A 22,558-nucleotide genomic window follows, 5' to 3' on the forward strand; every position below is an offset into this window, starting at 1 on the left:
TCCTCCCACTCATCAACCCGGTGCGTCACCCATTCCTCCAGGCGGGGCGCCGAGGGGAATGACAAATCCTGTCACCGCGCGGGTCCGCCGCGACTGACATGCCTTTCACCCGCCAGTCAGCGAAAACCCAGACATTGACACGCTTTCGCGGAAGCCAATAAAAGACGTGACAGCATTTTGAAGCACCGGTAGTGCTGTTTGCGCTTCTGGCTGTAGAGCAGACATCCGCCGAGGGCCGGGTGGTCCCCCCGGGTCGGCGAACGCCCGCCTCCTCCTCTCCATTTCCGTGACGTCCCGCGACCGCGCTCCCCTGGAGCGCGGCACGGGAGACGTGTGTCCGGGCTCCGTCCCGGGCACGTGAGGCCGGCGTGTGCCCGATGTGAGCCATTGACCTATCCCGTCTGTCATCAAGGAGTCCGTGCTTGAAGAGAACGTCCCCCCGTTGGTTCCGTTCGCGCGGCATGCTGGGCGCGCTGCTGCTGTCCCTGTCCTCGCCGTGGATGGCCGCGTGTAGCTCCGGCACCGAGGCGCCGGGCCCCTCCGCCCCCATCGAGCAGACGCAGTCCCAGGTCACCGTCTCCATTGGTGCCCGGGACCTCTACGCCCAAGCCGCGAAGGGCAGCGTCTCCGCCCAGGCCTTCTCCTACGCCGACGTGAAGAGCATCCGCGTCGACGTCTACGACACCTCCTCCGGCTCCAACGTCCCCCTCTTCAAGAACTTCGACCTCTTCACCTCCGCCGAGGTCTGGACCGGCAAGCTGCCCTTCCTCCCCAAGGCCAAGGCCCTCCTCTTCGAGGCCCGCGCCTACAACGCCGCCGGGACGTTGCTCTTCTCCGGCTCCCTCAACGCCACCCTCAACCTCGACTTCCAGACCGTCACCATCCCCCTCGCCTCCGCCACCAACGGCGCGCAGATTTCCATCCCCCGCATCAAGAAGATCAGCATCCCCTCTGCCTTCGCCTCCGCGCAGTCGGGCAACATCACCTTCTTCGTCGAGGCCAACGTCGGCGAGGCGCTCACCTACTCCATCGCCTCCACTCCGGCGACGGGCAGCGGCGCCTTCTCGCCTCCCAACGGTGGCATCACCCTGCTGAACACGGCGGGCGCCTTCGTCTCCCAGTATTCGCCTCCCACCGTCTCCACCGAGACGGTCTTCAACCACACCGTCACCGTCACCAACCCGGCGGGCCACTCCGTCACCACCACCTTCACCACGAAGGTGATGCCCCCGGAGACCTCCAGCGGCGTCATCGACACCTCTGTCGCCGTGTTGTTCAACCCCGTCATCAACGGCCTCAACGCCCAGCGCACCGGCACCGACGTGAAGTTCACCGCCACCGTCGCGGATGACACGCCCGAGGAGGCCCTCACCTACGCGTGGACCTTCACGCCCTCCGCCGGCACCACGCCCGACCCGGTGCCTGCGTTCACCACCCAGACCAACCCCACCACCCTCCAGCACTACGCCACCACGCTTCAGGGCGACCTGAAGATGTCCGTGACGGACACGAACAACGGCACCACCACGCTCAGCTACAAGCTCACCCCGGATCAGTTCCCGGACGAGCCCGTGGCGCAGGGGCCGCTCGACGGCATCAACTCCATCCGCGGTGGCACCGAGCACACCTGCGCCATGCTGAACGACGGCACGGTGCGGTGCTGGGGCTACGGCAACTTCGGCCAGCTGGGCTACGCGAGCACCAACAACTGGGGTGATACCCAGGCGCGGTTGCCCTACCTGGCGGGCCCCGTCGGCATCCTCGGCAAGGCCACCAAGCTGGCCACGGGCGGCGACCACTCCTGCGTCCTCCTGGACACGGGCCTGGTGCGCTGCTGGGGACGCAATGACTTCGGGCAGCTGGGCTACAACACCACGCAGAACCTGGGCGACGGCGAGGCCGTGACGGCGTTCGGCTACGTCAACCTGGGCGGGCCCGCCATCCGCATCGCCACGGGCAAGGACCACTCCTGCGCGGTGATGGCCACCGGCAAGGTCCGCTGCTGGGGCCGCAACCAGTACGGCCAGCTGGGCTACGGGAACACCAACACCATCGGAGACAATGAACAGCCGTGGCAGGCCGGCGACGTGGACCTGGGCAGCAACACCGCCACCGACGTCGTCGCGGGCGAGGAGCACACCTGCGCCCTGCTCTCCACCGGCAAGATCCTGTGCTGGGGACGCAACCACTTCGGGCAGCTCGGCTACTCGCACCTCCTGAACGTCGGCGTCACCAACACGCCCTCCAGCCAGACGCCCGTGGAGCCCACGGGCCCCGTGGCCCAGCTCGGCGCGGGCCGCAACTCCACCTGTGCGCTGCTGCGGTCCGGCTCCGTCATCTGCTGGGGCAACGGCAACAATGGGCAGACGGGAACGGATGGCGGCTACGACTACTACTCCTCCTGCGCTGACTACTCCGGCTGGTGTGTGTTCCGGCGGCTCCCCGGCGCGGGCGTGCAGAACGCCACGACCCAGGTGAACCTGGGCGGCGTCACCGCCCTGCAGGTGTCCGTGGGCTCGGAGCACGCCTGCGCCCTGCTCTCCACCGGCACCGTGCGCTGCTGGGGACGCAATGACCAGGGCCAGCTCGGCTACGGCAACAAGACCACGCTCACCCTGCCGGGCCCGGCCGTGGACCTCGAGGGCGCGACGGCCTACCAGATCAGCGCCTCCGCCGGACACCACACCTGCGCGCTGCTCTCCACGGGCAAGGCGCGCTGCTGGGGCCGGGGCACCTACGGACAGCTCGGCTACGGCAACACCAACGCCATCGGCGACAACGAGCTGCCGAGCGCGGCGGGCGACATCAAGCTCCTGCCTCCCACGCCGTAATCACTGACGCCCTCGCGGGCGCTCGCAGGACCGGAGCGCCCGCTTCCCTTCCTCTCACTGTTCCACCCTCGGCGTCCGCCCGGGTGGCCCTTGTCTGCCCTCAGGAGTCCCTGCTTGAAGAACACGTCCCCCCGTTGGTTCCGTTCGCGCGGCATGCTCGGCGCGCTGCTGCTGTCCCTGTCCTCGCCGTGGATGGTTGCTTGTAGTTCGGGCACCGAGGCGCCAGGGCCCTCCGCCCCCGCCGAGCAGACCGAAGCCCAGGTCACCGTCTCCATTGGCGCCCGGGACCTCTACGCCCAGGCCGCGAAGGGCCGCGTCTCCGCCCAGGCCTTCTCCTACGCCGACGTGAAGAGCATCCGCGTCGATGTCTACGACACCTCCTCCGGCTCCAACGTCCCCCTCTTCAAGAACTTCGACCTCTTCACCTCCGCCGAGGTCTGGACCGGCAAGCTGCCCTTCCTCCCCAAGGCCAAGGCCCTCCTCTTCGAGGCCCGCGCCTACAACGCCGCCGGCACCCTCCTCTTCTCCGGCTCCCTCAACGCCACCCTCAACCTCGACTTCCAGACCGTCACCATCCCCCTCGCCTCCGCCACCAACGGCGCGCAGATTTCCATCCCCCGCATCAAGAAGATCAGCATCCCGTCCGCCTTCGCCTCCGCGCAGTCGGGCAACATCACCTTCTTCGTCGAGGCCAACGTCGGCGAGGCGCTCACCTACTCCATCGCCTCCACCCCGGCGACGGGCAGCGGCGCCTTCTCGCCTCCCAACGGCGGCATCACCCTGCTGAACACGGCGGGCGCCTTCGTCTCCCAGTATTCGCCTCCCACCGTCTCCACCGAGACGGTCTTCAACCACACCGTCACCGTCACCAACCCCGCGGGCCACTCCGTCACCACCACCTTCACCACGAAGGTGATGCCCCCGGAGACCTCCAGCGGCGTCATCGACACCTCTGTCGCCGTGTTGTTCAACCCCGTCATCAACGGCCTCAACGCCCAGCGCACCGGCACCGACGTGAAGTTCACCGCCACCGTCGCGGATGACACGCCCGAGGAGGCCCTCACCTACGCGTGGACCTTCACGCCCTCCGCCGGCACCACGCCCGACCCGGTGCCTGCGTTCACCACCCAGACCAACCCCACCACCCTCCAGCACTACGCCACCACGCTTCAGGGCGACCTGAAGATGTCCGTCACCGACACGAACAACGGCACCACCACGCTCAACTACAAGCTCACCCCGGATCAGTTCCCGGACGAGCCCGTGGCGCAGGGGCCGCTCGACGGCATCAACAGCATCCGCAACGGCCGGGACCACACGTGCGCGCTCCTCAACAACGGCGCGGTGCGGTGCTGGGGCTACGGGGCCTTCGGCCAGCTGGGCTACGAGAACACCCAGAGCATCGGTGACAACGAGCTGCCCTACACGGCGGGCGAGGTGAAGCTGCTCGGCAAGGCCACGAAGATCGCCATGGGTGGCAACCACTCGTGCGCGCTGCTGGACACGGGCCTGGTGCGCTGCTGGGGCCTGAACAACTACGGTCAGCTCGGCTACAACAACACGGACAACCTGGGCGACGGCGAGCCGGTGGCCAACTTCGGCTACGTGAACCTGGGCGGCGCCGCCATCCGCATCGCCGTGGGCGAGACGCACTCGTGCGCGCTGATGGACACGGGCAAGGTGCGCTGCTGGGGCCGCAACCAGTACGGCCAGCTCGGCTATGGCCACACCAACAACATCGGCGACAACGAGCAGCCGTGGCAGGCCGGCGACGTGGACCTGGGCGGTGTCACCGCGACGGACGTCGTCGCGGGCAGCAACCACACCTGCGCCCTGCTCTCCAACGGCAAGATGCTGTGCTGGGGCTACAACCTGGAGGGCCAGCTCGGCTACACCCACGCCTCCAACATCGGAGACAACGAGGTGCCGGGCAGCCAGGTCGCGCTCGAGCCGAGCGGTCCGGTCGCGCAGATCGCCATGGGCAACAACCACACCTGCGCCCTGCTGAAGACGGGCACCGTGCGGTGCTGGGGCGCCAATGGCCTGGGCCAACTGGGCACCGGGCAGTCCGGCGGCAACTTCCTGTTCAGGGACTCCGGCAGCATCGACCTGGGCACCAGCGCCTTGCAGGTCACGGCGGGCGTGAGCCACACCTGCGCCCTGCTCTCCACGGGCAGCGTGCGGTGCTGGGGGCAGGCGAACTTCGGCCAGACGGGCTACGGGACCACGGCGGCGCGCAATACGCCGGGCCCGGCCGTGAACCTGGACGGAGCCACCGCGTACCAGGTCTCGGCCTCCTCCTCCGGAAACCACACCTGCGCGCTGCTCTCCACGGGCAAGGCGCGCTGCTGGGGCCAGGGCAACTCCGGTCAGCTCGGCTACGGCAACACCAATCACATCGGTGACAACGAGCAGCCCTCCGCCGCGGGCGACATCCAGCTCCTGCCTCCGACGCCGTAATCGCTGACACCTCCGCGGGCGCCCGGCACACGTCGGGCGCCCGCTTCGCGTTCCTTCCGTGTGAGCCATGACGAAGCCTGCCCTCGCGTTCCTCCTCCTGTGCCTCACCGTCGCGTGCACGTCGCCGACGACGGAGCCGGCCACGCCGGAGCCCACGGCCTCCGTCACGTTCACCATCTCCACGGACAGCACCAGCTCTCAATCCCAGACACGGCGCGCGCTGGGCTTCTCCTTCGCGGACGTGGCGCGGATCCGCGTCGACGTGGAGGACGCGGTCAGTCACAGCGCGCTGTTCTCCAACTTCGACCTGGTGCCGTCCCCCTCCGGGTGGTCCGGCACGATGCCGTCCCTGCCGCGCCACCGTTCGCTCACGTTCATCGCCCGGGCCTACAGCGGCGGCGACGTCCTCCTCTTCCAGGGCAGCACCACGCAGACACTGGTCGCGGACCGGGAGAGCGTGGCCATCACTCTCGCGCCCACCAACGACGGCGCGCCCATCACCCTGCCCCGCATCCCCCGCATCCAGCTCCCCGGTGAGCTCGTCTTCGGCCAGCCCGCCACCGTCACCTTCTTCGTCGAGGCCACCTCCGGCGAGGCCCTCACCTTCACGCTCACCCCCGCGAACAACGGCGGCACCTTCATCCCCTCCAGCGGGACGTTCACCCTCACCGGCACCTCCGGCGCCTTCGTCGCCCGCTACCTGCCGCCCTTCGGCATCCCCAGCCCCACCGACTACACGCACTCGCTCACCGTCACGAACCCGGCGGGGCACTCGGTCAGCACCACGTTCGTGACGCGCGTGCTCCCCGCGGACACGTCCACGGACTCGCTGGGCACCACCGTGCGCATCCTCTTCGCGCCCGTCATCCAGGGCCTGTCCGCGTCCCGCCTCGCGGGCACCTCCGACGTCGCGTGGTCCGCCACCGTGTCGGATGATCAGCCCGCGCGCACGCTCGACTACGCGTGGAGCTTCACCCCGGACGCGCCCATGACGCCCGCTCCGGGCTTCACCACCCAGGCCAACCCCACCGTCCTCCAGCACTACGCCCCCTCGCTCCAGGGCCGCCTGTCCCTCCAGGTCACCGACGCCGCCGGGGCCCGCACCACCGCCACCTACCGCCTGGGCGCGCAGCAGTTCCCCGATGCCCCCGTACAGACCGGCGGGCCCACCGATGCCGCCCAGCTCCGCGCCGGGGACAGCCACACCTGCGCCCTGCTCAACGACGGCTCCGTGCGCTGCTTCGGCGCCGGCGCGCAGGGCCGGCTCGGCTACACCGGCACCGCCAACATCGGCGACGACGAGACGCCCGCGTCGAAGGGCCCCGTGCCGCTCGCCCCGGGGGAGAAGGCCGTGCAGCTGGCCACCGGCCTGGGCCACACCTGCGCCCTGCTCTCCACGGGTCGCGTGCGCTGCTGGGGCGCCAATGCCTCCGGACAGCTCGGGCTGGGCCACACGCGCGCCATCGGCGACGACGAGCCCATCGCCAGCGTGGGCACCGTCGACCTGGGCGGCGCCCGCGCCCTTCGCATCACCGCGGGCGACCGCCACACCTGCGCGCTCCTCACCTCCGGACACGTGCGCTGCTGGGGCGACAACACCCACGGCCAGCTGGGCCTGGGCCACACCGACACGCTCGGCGACGACGAGCCTCCCCCCACCACCGACGTCCCCGTCGGCGCCCCCGTGCAGGACCTGGTCGCGGGCGGCGACCACACCTGCGCCCTGCTCTTCTCCGGCCGCCCGCGCTGCTGGGGCGCCAACGCCTACGGACAACTGGGTTACAACCGTGACGACGATGTCGGTGACACCGAGTTGCCTTCGTCAGCCGGTGACGTGGACGTGGGCGGCACCGCCGTGCAGCTGGCCCTGGGCACCCAGCACACCTGCGCCCTGCTGGACACCGGCGCCCTGCGCTGCTGGGGCGCCAACGCCTACGGCCAGGTGGGCAGCGGCAACCCGGACTACGCGACGCCGCTGACCGCCGTGGCGCTGGCTTCCGGCCTCCGCGCCGTGCAGGTCGCCGCCGGGGCCCAGCACACCTGCGCGCTGCTGGAGTCCGGCCAGGTCCAGTGCTGGGGCAACGGCGCCCGGGGCCGCCTGGGCTACGCCAATACGCGCTCCCTGTCCGCGCCCGGCACCGCCTTCGTCGACGTGGGCGGCGCCCCCGCCACGGCCATCACCGCGGGCGGCCAGCACACGTGCGCCGTGCTCTCCTCCGGCCGCGCGCTGTGCTGGGGCTTCAACACCTCCGGGCAGCTCGGCTACGGCCACGTGCGCGCCATCGGAGATGACGAGGCACCCGCGCTCGCCGGGGGCATCCTCCTCGCGTCGCCCTGACGCCGCGCACGGGAGGGCCCTGGTGCCTGGCTGCCTGCCCTCCAGGCCCATGCGCGTGCTCCGGGAGCAGGTTGCCGGACGCGGGGGGGAATGACGAACCTCCTCCGACGGAGGGAATCCTTCATGGCCGACAACGACAAGCGTCCCGTACCCACGCAGCCCGCCGAGGACTTCTACGGGCGTCCGACGGACCCTCGACAAGGCGGAGAGCCCAGCCGAGAAGGCCAGGGCGCCACGCCCTCCACCCCCCAGGAGCCGAAGCGCTCCGGCTCCGACGAGGAAGAGGACGACGCGCCCAAGCGCCGCCGCGAGCTGACCGAGGCCGACGAGAAGGGCGTCCGCCCCCGCACCGAGGAGGACGAGGACGACCGCGACCTGCGCCTCCGCGACGCCAGCGGCCTGCACCCGTACGACCCGCGCGAGCGCGCGCCGGGGTCCTCGCTGGACGACATGCCGGACGGCGACGGCCCTCGCAGCGACGCGGGCACCAACCCGGTGTCCGACGTCTACCGCTACGGCCACCCGGACCGGATGCCGGACCGCGAGCGCTGAGGACCGCGGCGGGCCGCTGAAAACACCGAGGGCCAGGATCCGGGCTTCGCGCCCCATCCTGGCCCTTCGTCACGTCCGGAGTCCGGCGGCGCCGGGGGGCGCACTCAGCCCACGCGGCGCGGGGCGTGATCCAGCCGGTGCGCTTCCACCCACGCCTCGGCCTGCGCCATCGTGTCCACGAACACCGTGTCGAAGCTGGCCGCGTGGCCGGTGAGCAGCATGGCCACGGACATGGCCTTGCCCACCACCCGCTGCGACAGGTCCGAGCCCACGTACACCACCGAGCGCATCCACTCCGCGCGCACGTTGTTGGCCAGGTACTTGCGCGACTCGGCGGGCAGCTCCGACCCCGGCACCTCCGCCACCAAGTAGAACGGCCCGTTCGCCGCCATCTCCTCGTACACCCGCAGCGCCCACTTCGCGTCCTGCAGCCCCACGACGCCCGTGTACTTCGTGTGCAACACGTCCGGCGCCGTCATCCGGATCCGGTGCGCGCCACACGTCCACTCGCGTGTCTGGTTTTCCATTCGGTCCTCCCCCCGCTTCACTGGGAGAACCCTACGCCCGCCCCCTCCACCCCAGGGAAGCGCCCCGGCGCGAACCTGCCCTTTTGGACAAGGCTCCGCTGTCCATTGGATGTCAGACCCCCTCTGTACTGTGTACCCATTCCGACAGCCTTCCAGAGGGGGAACTCATGACGGAAACCCGTGAACTGCCTCGTGTTTCGGTGAACAAGCTGGGCGAGTACCTGGTCGCCACGCCCGCCCGCCGCAAGCGCATCATCCACGACCAGAAGCACCCGCCGGAGGCCCAGTACCTGCGCTATCCGGAGGCGTCCCAGGCCATCACGGACTTCCTCTGCCGGGGCCTGGACTTGAACGTGCTGCGGGAGGCCCAGCGCCGCTTCGCCTGCGCGGTGCCGCAGACGGAGTTCGAGGCGCAGCGCATGCAGCTGTGTTCGGAGGCGCTGGAGCGCTTCGCGGACCTGGTGCCCTGGTTGGACCTGGACGACGCCATCATCAGCGCGGTGGGCGCGGAGCCTCCGGTGCTGGAGATGGCCGGGGTCACCATCAGCGTGCGCCCGGAGGTGGTGGTGCAGCGGCTGGACAAGCAGGGCAACCCGCGCGTGGGGCTGATGAAGCTCTACTTCTCCAAGACGCACCCGCTGGACGAGCGGAGCGGCCAGTACATCGGCACGCTGCTGCAGCGCTTCGCGGAGCAGCACCTGTGCCGGCTGGGCCCGGCGGACCACCGGCTGATGACGGTGGTGGACGTGTTCGCGGGCTCGCTGTTCGTCGCGCCGCGCGCGCACATCCGCCGGCTGGGGGACGTGGTGCTCGCGTGCGAGGAGATCGCCGAGCGCTGGGCCGTCCACTGAGGCTTCAGCCCGGCGGGGCTCCGTCCTGACGGCGCCGGTGGGCCTCCAGCCACGCGCGGGCCTGGGCCTCCGAGTCCACGAACTCCGCCTCCAGCTTCGCGTCGCCGGTGAAGTTGAGCGCCACCACCAACGCGCGCAGCACCTCGCGGTGCGTGCGCTTGGCGCCGAAGAAGACGACGCCGCGGAACCACGTGGGGCGCACGTGTTCCGCCAGGTACTTGCGCGGCGCGACCGACAGCCCCTCGGAGCTGCTCAGGTCCACGACGAGGTACAGGGGCTTGTCCGGGCCCGCCCCCAGCTCGTGGAACACGTCCACCAGCTCCCGCACGTCCGTTTCGGAAAACGAGCCTCGGACCTTCGTCCAGAGGATGTCGGAGGACTCCAGCGAGACACGCTGTGTCCCGAAGACCCACTCCCGCAGCACCGCCATGCCCTCTCCCACGCAGAGGGCCAGAGGGTACTCAAAACCCGGGGGGCGTCACCAGCCCGTGACCCCTCTTTCCAGAGGGTGTGCCCCCGTACAACCCTCCGGGTTCCCCCTCCGGCGGCGACCCACGTGGCCTGCCGGGCCGGGTCATTCCTCGCACGCCGCGTCATGACCTCACGCGCGGGCGGAGCGGGCGCCACGGACCCGGCCCGTGTCACGCCCGGGTCAGCGCGGCGCGGGGGCCCGCCGGGGAGTGGACGGAAAGCCGCTATGCTCTGCAGCGGGCGGCCAGGCGGACGGCCGCTCCTGGGCGCATCTCCGGCCGGTTGTCGGGACGCGCTTCCTTGCTCACTGTGAAGGGTCGCGCCGATGGCGCGGAGGATGGGAGCGTGGTGCTGGAGTCCTTGTGGAGCAGACGCGCCGTGCTCGTGTCGGGCAAGGGCGGCGTGGGCAAGACGACGCTCTCCGCGGCGCTGGCGGTGGCGGCGGCGCGCGCGGGCCGGCCGGTGCTCCTGGCGGAGCTGTCCCCGGACGAGGGCGGCCCGTCCACGCTCGCGGGGCTCCTGGGCGTGAAGGAGGCCGGGCCCCGCGTGGTGACGGCGGGGCCGAACCTGTCCTTCGTGCGCCTGTCGGCCCCGGAGGGGCACCGGCTGTTCCTGGAGGAGACGCTGCCCGTGAAGTGGCTGGCGGAGGCCGCGCTGCGCTCGCGGGCCCTGCGGCGCTTCCTGGAGGCGGGGCCCGCGCTCAAGGAGATGGGGCTGATGTTCCAGCTGCTGTCGCTCCTGCGCCGCACGCACCCCGACGGCCGCATGGCGTACCCGCTCACGGTGGTGGACCTGCCCGCCACCGGCCACGCGCTGGCGCTGGCCACGCTGCCCCGCAGCATCCTGTCGCTGATGCCGGGCGGGCCCGTGGGAAGGGCGGTGCGGGAGGGGCTGGACCTGCTCCAGGACCCCGCGCGCACGGGCGTGGTGGTCACCACCCTGCCGGAGCCCCTGCCGGTGAGCGAGACGCTGGCGCTGGTGGGAGAGCTGAAGGACGTGGGCCTGCCCCTGTCCGCGGCGGTGCTCAACCGCATGCCGGAGGACCCCTTCACGCCGGAGTCGCGCGCGGCGCTGGAGCGGCTGCTGGAGACGCACGGGCCGCACCGGGGGCAGCGCGCGCTGGAGCGGCTGGAGCGCGCGCGGGAGGCGCGGCAGCGGCTGGCCGCGGGCCTGTCCGTGCCCCACTGGGGCATGCCGGAGCTGGCGCTGACGGGCATGGCGCTGGTGGAGCGGTTGGCGGAGCTCTTGGGGTCCACACTCGAAGGGGCCGCGTCACATGGCGGCCGGGAGGCCACGCCATGAACCTGGACGGACTGCTGCGCGACAAGCGGATCATCGTGCTGTGCGGCGCGGGCGGCGTGGGCAAGACGACGACGGCGGCGGCGCTGGGCGTGGCCGCGGCCCGCGCGGGGCGCCACGTGCTGGTGCTCACCATCGACCCGGCCCGGCGGCTGGCGGAGGCCATGGGGCTGAAGGAGAACGGCGCGGAGCCCACCACCGTGCCGCCGGAGCGCCTGTACGCGGATGGCCCGCGCGGCACGGGCCGGCTGGACGTGTGGATGCTGGAGCCGCGCGTCGTCTTCGAGCGCATGGTGCGCCGGCTGTCCGCCACGGAGAGCGCCGCGCGCGCCATCCTGGAGCACCGGCTGTACCGCTTCCTGTCGGAGCTGGTCGCGGGCGTGCAGGAGTACGCCGCCGCGGAGGCGCTGGACGGCTTCCTGGCGGAGGGCCACTACGACCTCATCCTCCTGGACACCCCGCCCAGCCGCCACGCGCTGGACTTCCTGGAGGCCCCGGGCCGGCTGTCGCGCTTCCTGGACGACCGGGTCATCTCCCTCTTCGGGCCGGACTCCGGCCGCACCGGCCGGCTGTGGCAGGGCGCGCAGGCGCTGGTGGGCCGCGTGCTGGACGGCATCTTCGGCGGCGGCTTCGCGCAGGAGATGCGCTCCTTCGTCGCCGCCTTCGGAGGGCTGTTCGCCGGCATCCGCCTGCACTCGGACCGGCTGCGGGAGCACCTGTCGTCGAAGGACGCGGCCTTCCTGCTCGTCACCTCGCCGGAGGCCGCCGCCCTGCGCGAGGCCACCTTCTTCCAGGAGACGCTCCAGGCGAAGGGGCTGCCCTTCGCGGGCTACGTGCTCAACCGCAGCTGGGCGCGCGAGGACAGCCTGGCCCCCGCCGCCAACCTGAAGCCGCACGCCAGCAACGCCGCGGACACGGACGCCGTCATCGGGCTGGAGCGCCTGGCGGGCGTGGAGGACGCGCGCGCGAAGGCCCACCGCTCGCTGCTGGCCCGGCTGGCCGAAGGGCTGCCCCGGGGCGCGCTGGCCATCGCCGCGCCGGACGCGGGCGCGGACCTGGAGGACTTCCGGGGACTGGTGCACCTGGGCGACGCGCTCACCGTCGCCTGACGCCAAGGGCCTGGGACCTTGGAGGGCCCAGAGCGGACGGGCGAGCGGCGCCGCACCTGCACGGCTGGAGCTTTGCGCGTCCGGGCCCGCTTCCCATGTTCGCAAGTCGAGGAGGCTTGCGACGCACATGGGCACCAAGGACTACAGCAACGGAAACGGCAGGCATGACCTGGGGCGCGCGGACATCTCCACGCCTCCCACCGACGCGATGGCCACGCACCGCTCGCCGGACGTGGCGCCGCCGGGCTCGCGCGAGCGCTCGGAGTCGGACGTCAGCGGTTGGAGCCCCGGGCGCGACGAGCTGCCCTCCGACCGCCAGGGACGCTTCCACCGCGCCGCCGCGTGGCGCATGGGCCGCGTGCGCACGGACGTGGACGACACCGGCGCCTGGCGCGAGGACCGCGAGGGGGAGCGCGACGGCGGCACCACCGGGCCCTACGGCCGCGACAGCCGGGACACGCGCTACGCCAACGGCGCGGGCCCCGTGCGCACCCAGGGCGACGACACCGTCCAGGAGATGCTCCCGGAGCGCGCCAGCTACCGCGAGTGGGACCGCACCGGCTACGGCGGCCCGGAGCCCCTGCTGCGCGACCGGCAGGGCCGCGGCTCACCGGCATCGCGCGAGGACCTGCGCCTGCGCGACCGGATGGCCCCCCGTCGGGAGGAGACCTTCCCGTTGGACCCCCGGCTCCGGGAGTCCCGCGACGGGTCCGGTTCCTCCCGAGGCCGCTGGCGTCGCGAGCCGCTCACCGCGCGCGACATCATGACCCGCCAGGTGCGCACCGCCCGCCGCGACAGCACGTTGCGCGAGGTGGCGCAGCTCATGCGCGACGAGGACTGCGGCGTGGTGCCCATCGTGGACGCGGAGGGGCGGCTGCTGGGGCTGGTCACGGACCGCGACCTCGCGCTGCGCGCCTTCACCGGCCAGCGCGCCGTGGACGGCCTGCGCGCCGGGGACGTGATGACGGAGGAGCTGGAGGCGGTGCTGCCGGAGGAGGACCTGCACGGCGTCATCGAGCTGATGGGCCGCAAGCAGGTGCGCCGCATCCCCGTGGTGGAGCCCGACGACCGGCTGGTGGGCATCATCGCGATGGGGGACATCGCCAGCCGAGCGGATCAGGACGAGGAGCTGCAGGAGGCGCTGGAGCGCATCTCGTCCCGGCGGTCATTCTGGAGCCGGCTGCGCTGAGACCTGCTTGAAGGGACGGGAGGCCGGAGGGGCCTCCCGTCGTCCCCGAGCCGTCCAGGGCTCAGGCGATGGTGACGACCACGCCGGACGCGTCCGCCGCCGCCGTGAACTTCTTCAGGTCGCTGGTGGCGGGGCCCTGCGTGACGGTGCCCGTCTTGGTGAACGTGGACGCGTGGCAGGGGCAGAGCAGTCCATCGATGCTGGACTCGAAGCCCACCTCGCACTGCTGATGCGGGCAGATGGAGTCCACCGCCGAATAGGTCCCGTCCTCCAGCTTGAAGACGAAGATGGTCTTTCCGTAGCCGGTGGGCCGGCCGCTCACCATGCCGCCCGTGTTCTGGAGGTCCGGGAACTGGGCGAAGGTCAACGTCACCTTGCCGTTCTCCACCGACGGGAAGGCGGTGTCACCGGCCTTGATGTTGATGCTCAGCACCTGCGTGCCCGCGTTGTACGTGCACACGTACGTCTTGAGCGGCACCGTGGCGGGCTCGTGCGTCACCGCGCCCGTCGTGGCGTTGAACTTCGACAGGTGGCAGGGGCACACGGCCTCCGTCCCGTCGAAGCCCATGGGGCAGCCCACGTGGGTGCACGTGGCGGACAGCACCGAGTAGGTGTCCGCGGACGGGTGCATCACCAGCAGGTTCTCCTGCCCGGAGCCACCCGGGAAGCGCAGCGTCACCGCGCCGCCCGTGCGGGACAGGTCCGGGTAGCGCTGCACCACCAGCGCCACGATGCCGTCGTCCCCCGGCATCTGCACGTCCAGCACCGGCGCGGGGTCGATGTCCGGCGCGCACGCCGGCAGCCCCGCCACCACGGCGCCCGTCCCCAGGACCTTCTTGAAGAAGTCGCGACGCGACGAGCTCACGTGCCCTCCGAGAAGACGAGGTGCGGCTCCAGCACCAGCTCGTCTTCCACCTTCACGAGCAGCAGCGTGGGGCGTTCGATGTTGTAGCCCTCCAGGCTGATCTTGAAGGACCCGTCCGCCGTCACCTGGGTGGCGGAGTCGAACTTCACCGTCATGGGGATCTCCACGTCCTTCGTCACGCCGTGGAAGGTGAGCTTGCCCTTGAGGGTGACGGGCACGGACGCAGGGAAGGCGGCGGGCGTCTTCACGCCGGTGCCCACGGCCTTGACCTCCACCAGCGGGTACTTGGAGGCCTCCGTCACCTCCAGCATGTGCGTGTCGCGGTTGGAGTTCTGCGAGTCGAAGTCCTTCACCTGCGCGCGCACGGCCACCTGGAGGGTGCCGTCCGGCTTCAGCACGGCCTTGCCCTCGCTGGGGGGCGCCTTGCCGGACACGGTGTGCATCTTGTGGATGAGCTTGTAGGTGAGGGAGCTGGCGTCCTTCTTCACCGAGTACAGCTTCGCGCTCTGCGCGGCGGCGGGCAGCGCGAGCAGCAGGGCAGCGGACAGAACGAGTCGTCGAGCAATCACAGCGGCCTCCAGAGGGGATACGGCTTGCCTCCGCACAACGGTCGGCGCGCGGAGACATTCACGACAGGGGGATGAAGGTCAGAAGGTGAGCGTGACGATGCCCGCGGCGACGCAGCCCAACGTGGCATAGCCCACCACCTGGTGCGCGGTTGCGTACTTCGGCTCCGTGATTTCGCCGTAGCTGTGGGTGGCGAGGATGCCCAGGATGGCCTGGGTGATCATCCCGGCGGTGGCCAGGCTCATGAAGATCTTGTGGAACGTCACCGTGTCCCACTGGAACGGGCGCTCCACCGGATCCGGCGCCAGCAGGCCCAGCGTGCCCACCGTGGCGAACAGCACCGACGTGCCGATGACGACGCCCCGGTGCCAGGCCAGCAGCGTGCGGTTATCCCCGCCGCCCCGGAAGGACTCGTTGAACTGGAGCTGTCCCAGCACGGTGGCCGCGGTGAGCCCGCCCGCCATGGCCAGGCCCAGGCCCTGGTGCAGCTTGAGCATGGTGCGGCGCGTCTCCAGGTCCTTCTGGAGGTCCGGATCCAGGAGGCCCTTGGACGCCTCCGCCTCCGGCGTGAGCAGGTCGAAGTCCAGGCTGGGCTCGGACGGGGAGCCCTGCGTGGCGGTGGAGTCCTGCGTCCCCGTGGAGCCCGCCGAGCCTGCCGAACCCTGGGAGCCGGGCTCCTGCGTGGCGGACACGGGCGGCGTCACGTCCGGCGTCACCGGCGGCGAGGTCGCGGGGGTGGCCGCGGGCGCGGTCTCCTGCGAGGAGCCAGACACCGGACGGGCGGGCTTGCGCTTCACGGGCTTGCGCTTGGCCGCGGCGACCAGCACGGGGGCGTCCGGCGCGAGGGCCGCGCCAGCGGGGGAGGCCGCCAGGAGCAGGATGGCCAGGAGGGGGGCGATGACGCGGTTCATCATGGGGGTCCGGGGGACAACGCAGCCCGTCGAAAAAGAGCGGGCCAGGTCCTCTCAGGCTACCCCGGCTCAAGGTCCCGGTGCACGGAAGTGCACACCGGGGCCGGTGAACCTTGCATGGCGGTGCACCCCGGGATGGCCACCAACATGAACCCCGGGTGCCGCCGAAAGTCTCGCCCGCGTCAGGCTGGCGTCGTCGAAGGCACCTCGGAACGGGGTGCGCTGCCGTGGGACAGCTCCTGCCCCAGGGCGTGCGGGTCGAAGTAGGCGAAGAAGCGGCGGACCCGGTCGCCATCCCACTCGAGGATGGAGACGCCCTCGTAGGCGACGGCGGCGCCGTTGTGCGCGGTGCCCTGCGTCTCCCACTCCAGGGCCACGCGGTCGCCGGACTCAATCATGTTGCGGAAGGTGGACTTCACCTGGCCCAGGGTGCCCTTGTACTCGGTCCAGAAGCGGCGGGCGCCGTCGACGCCGGAGAAGACGCTGGGCGAGGCGACGTTGCTCACCTGCGCGTCGTCGGTGAAGAGGGCGACCATCGGCTCGATGTCGCCGTGCTCCTCCAGTTTCAGCAGTGCGTCCACGAACCGCTGCGCTCGTTCCATCGGCATCGGGAGTCCTCGTTCGTCGAAAGGGAAGTCAGGGGTGTGCCCGGGAAGGGTGCGCACGCGGGAGGAAGGTGGCCTCCTTCCCGCGGCTGCTCCCTCGTCCTCCGGACGGCGGCGCTGCCCCCTTGCCCCCGGGTGGCCCGGACCCAGCGGACACTGTCTCTTCATCGGCGCCAGGGACAGCGGGGGCCCCCTTGCTCGCGGGCTTTCGCCGGAGGATGACTGTTGCAGCAGGAGCCCCCATGTCCCAGCAAGCCCTCCGTTCCGCCCCGCCGCCGTCCACCGTCGACGAGGCGCCCACCGACCTTCCCGCGCCCGTCGCAGCGGAGTCGTACCCGCCGCTGACGTTCCTGCTGGAGGAGGTGCGCGCTCCGGGGCTGGTGCGCTCGGACATCGACGCGCTCATCGTGGGCCTGGGCCGCCCGCCCGCGCCGGACGAACCGCTGCGCGAGCGGGCGGATCTGCTGCTGGGGCTGCTGGACCGGAACAACACGGTGGGGGACTACACGGGCTCCGGCGGAATGAAGGTGCGGCACGCGGCGAAGGAGGCCCTGCTCGCCCTGGGCTATCCCTACGCGCTGGAGCTGCCGCCCGAGCTGCTGGAGACGAAGCGCGCCAACGGGAGGGAGCCGGGGCTGAGCGCAGGCGACGTCACCCTGGCGGTGGCGAGCCTGCTGTACCAGTCCGCGGGCCTGGTGGGGGTGGGGTTCTTCCTCAACTACTTCCGGATGCCGGCGGCGACCGAGGTGACGATAGGCATTGGCGCGGTCCTCTGGCTCTTCACCCTGCTCTCCCTGGTGGGCCACCACTCACGGTCGCGGGACCTGCAGGTCATCAGCTCGACGGTGCTGTGGGCGGCGGCGGTGGCGTGGAGCCTGGTCGCCCTCCCGTCCGCGCTGTTCACGAATGGCATCGCCCTGCTCACCGTCCCGTGGCACCTCGCGATGTGGACCGCCTTCTCCCTGCGCCCGGAGCGGGACACGGAGGAGCCGCTGGCTCCGAGCACGCCCGGGCCCACGCCATGACCGCGCTGCCCACCGTCCGGGCCGCCACGCGTGAGGACCGGGCCGCCATCGCGGCCATCTACAACGCGGCCCTCGCCGAGCGCGCCTCCACCTTCGAGACGCGCCCGCGCACGCCCGAGGACATCGACGCGTGGCTGGGCAAGCGCCACCCGGTGCTGGTGGCGGAGGAGGACGGGCGCGTCATCGCGTACGCCTCCACCAGCGCGTACAGCCCGCGCGAGTGCTACGCGGGCATCGCGGACTTCAGCATCTACGTGGCGCCGGAGGCCCGGGGCCGCGACGTGGGCCGGCACCTGATGCAGGCGCTGATGAAGGAGGTGGAGGCCGCGGGCTTCCACAAGCTCACCTCGCGCGTCTTCGCCACCAACGTGCGCAGCCGCGCGCTGCTGGGGCGGCTGGGGTTCCGGGAGGTGGGCGTGCACGAGAAGCACGCCCCGCTGGACGGGGTGTGGCACGACGTGGTGGTGGTGGAGAAGCTGCTGCCGGCGAACGTGAAGTAATCAGCGCCGCGCGTCCTGGGCCCACTCCTCGCGCGTCCAGCCCTGCCGTTCATAGAGGGCCCGGCGCTCCGCGGGCAGGGCCTCCCAGGCGACGCCGGGGTCCAGGTCCCGGGGGCGGCTGAAGAGGCCGGGGATGTCGCCACGGACGGCCTGGGCGGCGCGCTCGGGGGCAAGGCCGCGCAGGCCGTAGCCCAGCTTGAGCCCGGCGTGGCTCTGGCCCGCCTTGTCGGAGGTCTCGAAGGCGATGCCGCCGCCGAACTCCGCGGTGCGAGGGTTGAGGGTCGCGTGGGCGCGGGCATGCGAACCCGCGCCCAGGGACAGCTCCACCTTGCCCTCCGAGTCCCGGCTCACGCTGGCGATGCCCAGGTCCACCTGGAGCTGCGCCTCCGTCTTGCCGTGCGCGTCCGTCATCACTTCGAGGCCCACGGGCCCGGCCTTCGCGGCGACGCCCGCCTGCGTCTGGACGTCGGTGGTGCCGCGAGCGGAGGCATGAGCCTCGCTCTTGAAGTGGAGCAGGTCGTGGGACGCGCTCACTTCGGCGGACACGAAGGCGCCGGCGGGCCGCTCACCGGAGAGGACCTGCGCGCGGGCGCTGACGGCCGCGTAGGCCTGGACGAGCGAGTGTTGAGGACGTCCCAGCCCGGCCTTCCATTCGGCCTCGTAGCGCTCACGTCGCGGGTCGGACCAGGAGAGTCCGAGCGACGTCTCGCGAAGGTCCAGCGCCTGCGGAGGCCCGAGCGCGCGAAGTGCAGGGAGACTGCCAGCCTGGGCCACGGCGTCGCCATGGCGTTGCAGGTACGCGTCGTAGGCGACGACGGCGGCGCGGCCGGTATCGGTGGCATGGGCATTCACCGCGTCCCGCAGCGCTCCAGGCAGCTTCGGATCATTGACGAACATCTCCGGCCGTCCGGGCATGCCGAGCGGTCCGGGTGCACTGCCCGCACGGAGTGAGAGGACGCCCTTCGACGCGGCCTGTTCGAGGAAGGACTGGCGCGACGGAGCATCCATCCGGGACACGTAGGAGGCGAGCAGGCCGTCACGGTCCATGCGCTCCAGCGTGGCGCGGTAGGCGTCACGAGGCACGGAGCCCAGCGCATCGTGCGTGGCCTTCACGTCGCTGCCGGTGAGGAAGGGGTTGGACAGGCTGCGCGTCAGGTGCGAGCGGACCGAGGCATAGACGTCCTCGGGGACGGGAGCGGAGGGGGAACGCAGCCGTCCGCCCATGGCCGCGAGCTCGCGCGCGGACACGGCGGGCCCTTCCGCGTTCGTGGAGGCACGGGGCGCTGAGGGGGCAACGGAGGGGCCGTCATAGGCGCGCAGCTCGTTGCGACCCGGCGCGGAGGCACTGCTCTCACTGACGGAGGTCCTGCGGGACGCGGTCGTGCCCACGCGAAGCTGGGGCGCGGGGGCATCGGGTTCAGGAAGCGTGGGGTCGGGGGACAGGGGACTGCTACCGGGCGCATCGATTCGGGACATCAGGCTCGCTCCAAGGAAGGAGGAGCCGGCCCGCTGTGCAGCCGGTGCACCAGCGTCAGGTGCCTGGAATCACAGGCCCCCTTTCGCATCCATGGGCCCGGGCGTGGGACCTGGGTCCCACGTCCCAGACGGGTCTCAGCCCAGCACGTCCTGCGCGCGGCGGTAGTACATCTCGCGGCTCGCGAGGCCGTTGTAGCCGCCGTTGATGCGGCGGGTGACCTCGCGGAAGTTGCCCGCGTCCGCGTAGCTGTTCAGGTTGCGCGACTGCCAGTACCAACCCGCGATGCGGAACGCGACGTCCGGATCCTTCGCGCGCTCCGGGTGCCCTTCCAGGTCGATGCCCAGCGCCTTGCCCGCCGCACGGTAGTTCGCGCGGCCCGTGAGCTGGATGGGGCCCCGGCCCTTGTAGCGCTTGCCGTCGCCCGGCTGCGTGTTGCCCAGGTCCTTGCGGCCCTCGTACGCCGCGCCGGAGGCGATCTCCTCCATGTAGCGCAGCTCGCCGCTCTCATGCGCCAACTGTGCCAGGAACATCTCCTTGCGCCGGGGCGTGTTGATGTTCGCCTCCGCCATCGCCTTGTTCAGGTGCGGCAGGTACTGCTCCGCCTTCGCCTGCGACAGGTTCGGCATGATCCGCCGCAGCTGCGCCGCCGTCACTCCACCCTTCCCACCCGACGTGCCCGGCGTCCCGTTCACACCGCCCGTGGACGGAGGCGGCTTCGACGTCCCGCCCGTTCCGCCGGTGCGACCCGGAATCGTGAGCTTCTGCCCCACGTAGATCTTGTTCGGGTTCGAGATGTGGTTCGCCTGCTGCAACGCCCCCACCGTCGTGCCGTACCGGCCCGCGATGCCGCTCAGCGTGTCCCCGCTGCGCACCGTGTACGAAGCGCCCCCGGAAGCAGGCGGCTTCGACGTCACCGGCGCCGAGCCTCCGCCCGCGCCAGGAATCGTCAGCTTCTGGCCCACGTAGATCTTGTTCGGGTTGGCGATGTGGTTCGCCTTCGCCAACGCCGCCGCCGTCGTGCCGTGCCGCCCCGCGATGCCGCTCAGCGTGTCGCCGCTGCGCACCGTGTAGCTGCCCGCCTTGGACGGCGCCGCCTGGAACCCATCCGGCACCGTCAGCCGCTGGCCCACGCGGATGAGGTTCGCGTTGGCGATGTGGTTCGTCTTCTGAAGCGAACCCACCGACGTGTTGAAGCGCTGCGCGAGGCCGCTCAACGTGTCGCCGCTGCGAACGGAATAGGTCGTCACGGATGAAACTCCGGGAAAAGAGGGAATCAGTGCCCGGATTTTCGCGACGGCTGGGAATTAGTTTCCCAGGAAGACCTACTTTTCAGGTTGCTGCATCAATCCGTTATTCCTGCACCTTCGAGTCACGCAACCGTTGCTGAAGGTCGCGGGCCGCGGAGGTGTCGTGCATCACGACCAGGCTCTGCACGTAGTACGTGAGCGCCCAGAGGTTCTCCTCCGGGATGGCTCCCTTCCACGACGGCATGGCGGCGCCTCCGACGCCCGCGGCCATGACGCGGTAGAGGTCCTCGCGCTGCGCCTGCGCGGTGTACGGCTGGCCCTCCACTCGAGTGCCCTGGGGCCACACGGTGCGCAGGCGATGGAAGAGGAAGTCGGGCGGCAGCACCTTGGCCAGCTGCGTGGCTTCGCCCTTCGCGTCCACGGTGAGCGAGTAGTCCGAATCACGAGGCAGCGCGGTGTACGGATCCGCGTTCGCCAGGTTCACCTTGCGGCCGGTGACGCTCTCGGTGAGCGCGGCGAGCTCCGCGCGAGGCAGGTACGCGACGTGGCAGCTGGCGCAGCCCGCGTTGCCCTTGCCGGCCACGTGGTAGACGGTGCGGCCGCGCTCCACGGCCTCGGCTTCACGGCCCTTCCACGGGTCCTCGGACAGGGCGATGGCCGCGCCGGGTGACTCCTGCTTCCAGCGCGGGCTGAGGGTCTTGAGGTACTGCACCACTGCGTCCACGTCCGCCGGGGGCACGTCCCACGCGAACATGGGCGTGCCGTGCAGGCCCCGGCGCAGGGTGCGCTTCAGCGCGTCGTCCGTGGGCAGCTCACCCGCGGCCACGCCGCCGAACTTGTAGAGGCCCTGACGGAAGTTGCGCGGAGGGGGACGCATGCCGGAGCCCGCCGGGCCCTGGCCGTCGCCCTTCTCGCCGTGACAGGACGCGCAGTAGTGCGTGTAGACGTCATGTCCGCGCGACAGCGTCGCGGCTGGGATGACCGTGCCGTCCGCGAGCTTCAGCGGCTCGAAGGTGGGCGTCTCCTTGCGGCACGCGGGGGCGAGCGTCCCCAGCGCGAGCACGGCGAGCAAGCGAAGCGAGAAGCAGGAAGTAGGCTTCATGGGAGGTACACCACCGCGAAGAGGACGCCGTACATCACCGTCGAACACCACCAGCCGGGCAGGGCCCGCCGCAACAGAGCCCGTGCCTCCAGGCCGCTCAGGACGCGAAGCCCCGCGCGCAGCAAGCCCACGAGCACGACCGCCAGGTGCACGGCCTGCACCGCCGACAATCCATACAGCGCGGAGCCGAAGACACCGCTGTCGGGGACGCGCAGGTCGCGGTACCAGAACAGCACGTGCAGCCACGCCGCCTGCGTCACGAGGAATCCCGCCCCGGCGACCAGCACGCCCAGCAGTGGAAGTCGGATCCGTCGCGGATCCGCGCCACGCTTGAGCACGGCGTGCAGCAGCACGGCCCCGACGACGAGGAGCCCGCCCGCGAGCGCGGGAACGAGGACTCCGGGGCGCGCGGACGCGGGGGGAAAGAAGCCGCGCAGCCGGTAGAAGCCCGCCGTGAAGGCCACCGCACAGAAGAGCATCGCGGCCGCGCCATGCGCGATGACGGTCCCGAACCAGAGGTTCCCTTCGTCACGCTGGGGGGACCTGGAGGCCAGCGTCCCGGCGGGGTCGTTCGTGCTCACGGGGCAGGACTCTCGCATGCCTGGGACGGGTGGAAAGCACCAGGAAGCCGG

Annotated in this window: 20 protein-coding genes; 10 read left to right on the plus strand and 10 right to left on the minus strand. The window is 71.3% G+C overall.

Features of this window, described 5'->3' with window-relative positions; genetic code table 11:
* Positions 1-422 precede the first annotated feature (422 nt).
* From AABA78_RS33010 to AABA78_RS33025, 4 genes are all read left to right on the plus strand, one after another.
* Positions 423-2,831, plus strand: coding sequence for an RCC1 domain-containing protein (locus tag AABA78_RS33010; RefSeq protein ID WP_338269319.1), 2,409 nt, complete (start codon positions 423-425; stop codon positions 2,829-2,831).
* A gap of 114 nt (positions 2,832-2,945) precedes the next feature.
* On the plus strand, positions 2,946-5,291 hold the full coding sequence (locus tag AABA78_RS33015; protein ID WP_338269320.1) for an RCC1 domain-containing protein: 2,346 nt from the start codon (positions 2,946-2,948) through the stop codon (positions 5,289-5,291).
* Between the two features lie 67 nt (positions 5,292-5,358).
* Entirely contained in the window at positions 5,359-7,629 is a 2,271-nt protein-coding gene (locus AABA78_RS33020) for an RCC1 domain-containing protein (RefSeq protein WP_338269321.1), read from the plus strand.
* A gap of 123 nt (positions 7,630-7,752) precedes the next feature.
* On the plus strand, positions 7,753-8,181 hold the full coding sequence (locus AABA78_RS33025) for a hypothetical protein (protein WP_338269322.1): 429 nt from the start codon (positions 7,753-7,755) through the stop codon (positions 8,179-8,181).
* Between the two features lie 104 nt (positions 8,182-8,285).
* Here the strand turns inward: AABA78_RS33025 and AABA78_RS33030 are convergent, their stop codons facing one another.
* Complete coding sequence (locus AABA78_RS33030) at positions 8,286-8,708, minus strand: STAS/SEC14 domain-containing protein (RefSeq protein ID WP_338269323.1); 423 nt, start codon at positions 8,706-8,708, stop codon at positions 8,286-8,288.
* A gap of 167 nt (positions 8,709-8,875) precedes the next feature.
* On the opposite strand from AABA78_RS33030, the gene AABA78_RS33035 reads away from it, so the two are divergent.
* On the plus strand, positions 8,876-9,559 hold the full coding sequence (locus tag AABA78_RS33035; RefSeq protein ID WP_338269324.1) for a hypothetical protein: 684 nt from the start codon (positions 8,876-8,878) through the stop codon (positions 9,557-9,559).
* Positions 9,560-9,563: 4 nt separating this feature from the next.
* On the opposite strand, the gene AABA78_RS33040 is transcribed toward AABA78_RS33035, so the two are convergent.
* Positions 9,564-9,989, minus strand: coding sequence for a SpoIIAA family protein (locus tag AABA78_RS33040; RefSeq protein WP_338269325.1), 426 nt, complete (start codon positions 9,987-9,989; stop codon positions 9,564-9,566).
* A gap of 389 nt (positions 9,990-10,378) precedes the next feature.
* Here AABA78_RS33040 and AABA78_RS33045 point away from each other — a divergent pair, with 389 nt between their 5' ends.
* From AABA78_RS33045 to AABA78_RS33055, 3 genes are all read left to right on the plus strand, one after another.
* Positions 10,379-11,332, plus strand: a complete 954-nt coding sequence (locus AABA78_RS33045) for an ArsA family ATPase (protein ID WP_338269667.1) — start codon at positions 10,379-10,381, stop codon at positions 11,330-11,332.
* A complete protein-coding gene (locus tag AABA78_RS33050; protein ID WP_171414530.1) occupies positions 11,329-12,438 on the plus strand; it encodes an ArsA family ATPase in 1,110 nt (369 codons plus the stop codon). Before AABA78_RS33045 ends, AABA78_RS33050 begins: the two co-directional genes overlap by 4 nt.
* A 127-nt stretch (positions 12,439-12,565) precedes the next feature.
* Positions 12,566-13,627: a CBS domain-containing protein gene (locus tag AABA78_RS33055; protein WP_338269326.1), complete on the plus strand. Its 1,062-nt coding sequence runs from the start codon at positions 12,566-12,568 to the stop codon at positions 13,625-13,627.
* A gap of 61 nt (positions 13,628-13,688) precedes the next feature.
* On the opposite strand, the gene AABA78_RS33060 is transcribed toward AABA78_RS33055, so the two are convergent.
* The 4 genes from AABA78_RS33060 to AABA78_RS33075 all read right to left on the minus strand — a co-directional run bounded on the left by AABA78_RS33060 (position 13,689) and on the right by AABA78_RS33075 (position 16,578).
* The gene (locus AABA78_RS33060; protein WP_338269327.1) at positions 13,689-14,492 is read right to left on the minus strand and encodes a Rieske 2Fe-2S domain-containing protein; all 804 of its coding nucleotides are present in this window, start codon (positions 14,490-14,492) and stop codon (positions 13,689-13,691) included.
* A complete protein-coding gene (locus AABA78_RS33065) occupies positions 14,489-15,061 on the minus strand; it encodes a YceI family protein (RefSeq protein WP_338269328.1) in 573 nt (190 codons plus the stop codon). The genes AABA78_RS33060 and AABA78_RS33065 overlap by 4 nt, the downstream gene beginning before the upstream one ends.
* 78 nt (positions 15,062-15,139) lie before the next feature.
* Positions 15,140-15,973 (minus strand): hypothetical protein, encoded by an 834-nt coding sequence (locus AABA78_RS33070; RefSeq protein WP_338269329.1) that lies wholly within the window; start codon positions 15,971-15,973, stop codon positions 15,140-15,142.
* A gap of 179 nt (positions 15,974-16,152) precedes the next feature.
* A complete protein-coding gene (locus AABA78_RS33075) occupies positions 16,153-16,578 on the minus strand; it encodes a nuclear transport factor 2 family protein (RefSeq protein ID WP_338269330.1) in 426 nt (141 codons plus the stop codon).
* A gap of 239 nt (positions 16,579-16,817) precedes the next feature.
* Here AABA78_RS33075 and AABA78_RS33080 point away from each other — a divergent pair, with 239 nt between their 5' ends.
* Both AABA78_RS33080 and AABA78_RS33085 read left to right on the plus strand, forming a co-directional pair.
* Positions 16,818-17,600 carry a hypothetical protein gene (locus tag AABA78_RS33080; protein ID WP_338269331.1) on the plus strand — a complete coding sequence of 261 codons (783 nt, stop codon included), beginning with the start codon at positions 16,818-16,820 and terminating at the stop codon, positions 17,598-17,600.
* Positions 17,597-18,100, plus strand: a complete 504-nt coding sequence (locus AABA78_RS33085; protein ID WP_171414544.1) for an arsinothricin resistance N-acetyltransferase ArsN1 family A — start codon at positions 17,597-17,599, stop codon at positions 18,098-18,100. Before AABA78_RS33080 ends, AABA78_RS33085 begins: the two co-directional genes overlap by 4 nt.
* Here the strand turns inward: AABA78_RS33085 and AABA78_RS33090 are convergent, their stop codons facing one another.
* From AABA78_RS33090 to AABA78_RS33105, 4 genes are all read right to left on the minus strand, one after another.
* Positions 18,101-19,576, minus strand: a complete 1,476-nt coding sequence (locus AABA78_RS33090) for a hypothetical protein (RefSeq protein ID WP_338269332.1) — start codon at positions 19,574-19,576, stop codon at positions 18,101-18,103.
* A gap of 135 nt (positions 19,577-19,711) precedes the next feature.
* On the minus strand, positions 19,712-20,824 hold the full coding sequence (locus tag AABA78_RS33095) for a LysM peptidoglycan-binding domain-containing protein (RefSeq protein WP_338269333.1): 1,113 nt from the start codon (positions 20,822-20,824) through the stop codon (positions 19,712-19,714).
* A 103-nt stretch (positions 20,825-20,927) separates the two neighbouring features.
* Positions 20,928-21,926, minus strand: coding sequence for a cytochrome c (locus AABA78_RS33100; RefSeq protein WP_338269334.1), 999 nt, complete (start codon positions 21,924-21,926; stop codon positions 20,928-20,930).
* Positions 21,923-22,507 (minus strand): hypothetical protein, encoded by a 585-nt coding sequence (locus AABA78_RS33105; protein ID WP_338269335.1) that lies wholly within the window; start codon positions 22,505-22,507, stop codon positions 21,923-21,925. The genes AABA78_RS33100 and AABA78_RS33105 overlap by 4 nt, the downstream gene beginning before the upstream one ends.
* Positions 22,508-22,558 lie beyond the last annotated feature (51 nt).

It is taken from the genome of Corallococcus caeni, from assembly GCF_036245865.1.
GTDB lineage: Bacteria > Myxococcota > Myxococcia > Myxococcales > Myxococcaceae > Corallococcus > Corallococcus caeni.

Excerpts from the sequence above, each read along its gene's own strand:
- AABA78_RS33070 (WP_338269329.1), bottom strand. The coding sequence starts at position 15,973 with ATGATGAACCGCGTCATCGCCCCCCTCCTGGCCATCCTGCTCCTGGCG.
- AABA78_RS33075 (WP_338269330.1), bottom strand. The coding sequence starts at position 16,578 with ATGCCGATGGAACGAGCGCAGCGGTTCGTGGACGCACTGCTGAAACTG.
- AABA78_RS33025 (WP_338269322.1), top strand. The coding sequence starts at position 7,753 with ATGGCCGACAACGACAAGCGTCCCGTACCCACGCAGCCCGCCGAGGAC.
- AABA78_RS33040 (WP_338269325.1), bottom strand. The coding sequence starts at position 9,989 with ATGGCGGTGCTGCGGGAGTGGGTCTTCGGGACACAGCGTGTCTCGCTG.
- AABA78_RS33030 (WP_338269323.1), bottom strand. The coding sequence starts at position 8,708 with ATGGAAAACCAGACACGCGAGTGGACGTGTGGCGCGCACCGGATCCGG.
- AABA78_RS33085 (WP_171414544.1), top strand. The coding sequence starts at position 17,597 with ATGACCGCGCTGCCCACCGTCCGGGCCGCCACGCGTGAGGACCGGGCC.
- AABA78_RS33100 (WP_338269334.1), bottom strand. The coding sequence starts at position 21,926 with ATGAAGCCTACTTCCTGCTTCTCGCTTCGCTTGCTCGCCGTGCTCGCG.
- AABA78_RS33055 (WP_338269326.1), top strand. The coding sequence starts at position 12,566 with ATGGGCACCAAGGACTACAGCAACGGAAACGGCAGGCATGACCTGGGG.
- AABA78_RS33035 (WP_338269324.1), top strand. The coding sequence starts at position 8,876 with ATGACGGAAACCCGTGAACTGCCTCGTGTTTCGGTGAACAAGCTGGGC.
- AABA78_RS33050 (WP_171414530.1), top strand. The coding sequence starts at position 11,329 with ATGAACCTGGACGGACTGCTGCGCGACAAGCGGATCATCGTGCTGTGC.
- AABA78_RS33090 (WP_338269332.1), bottom strand. The coding sequence starts at position 19,576 with ATGTCCCGAATCGATGCGCCCGGTAGCAGTCCCCTGTCCCCCGACCCC.
- AABA78_RS33020 (WP_338269321.1), top strand. The coding sequence starts at position 5,359 with ATGACGAAGCCTGCCCTCGCGTTCCTCCTCCTGTGCCTCACCGTCGCG.
- AABA78_RS33080 (WP_338269331.1), top strand. The coding sequence starts at position 16,818 with ATGTCCCAGCAAGCCCTCCGTTCCGCCCCGCCGCCGTCCACCGTCGAC.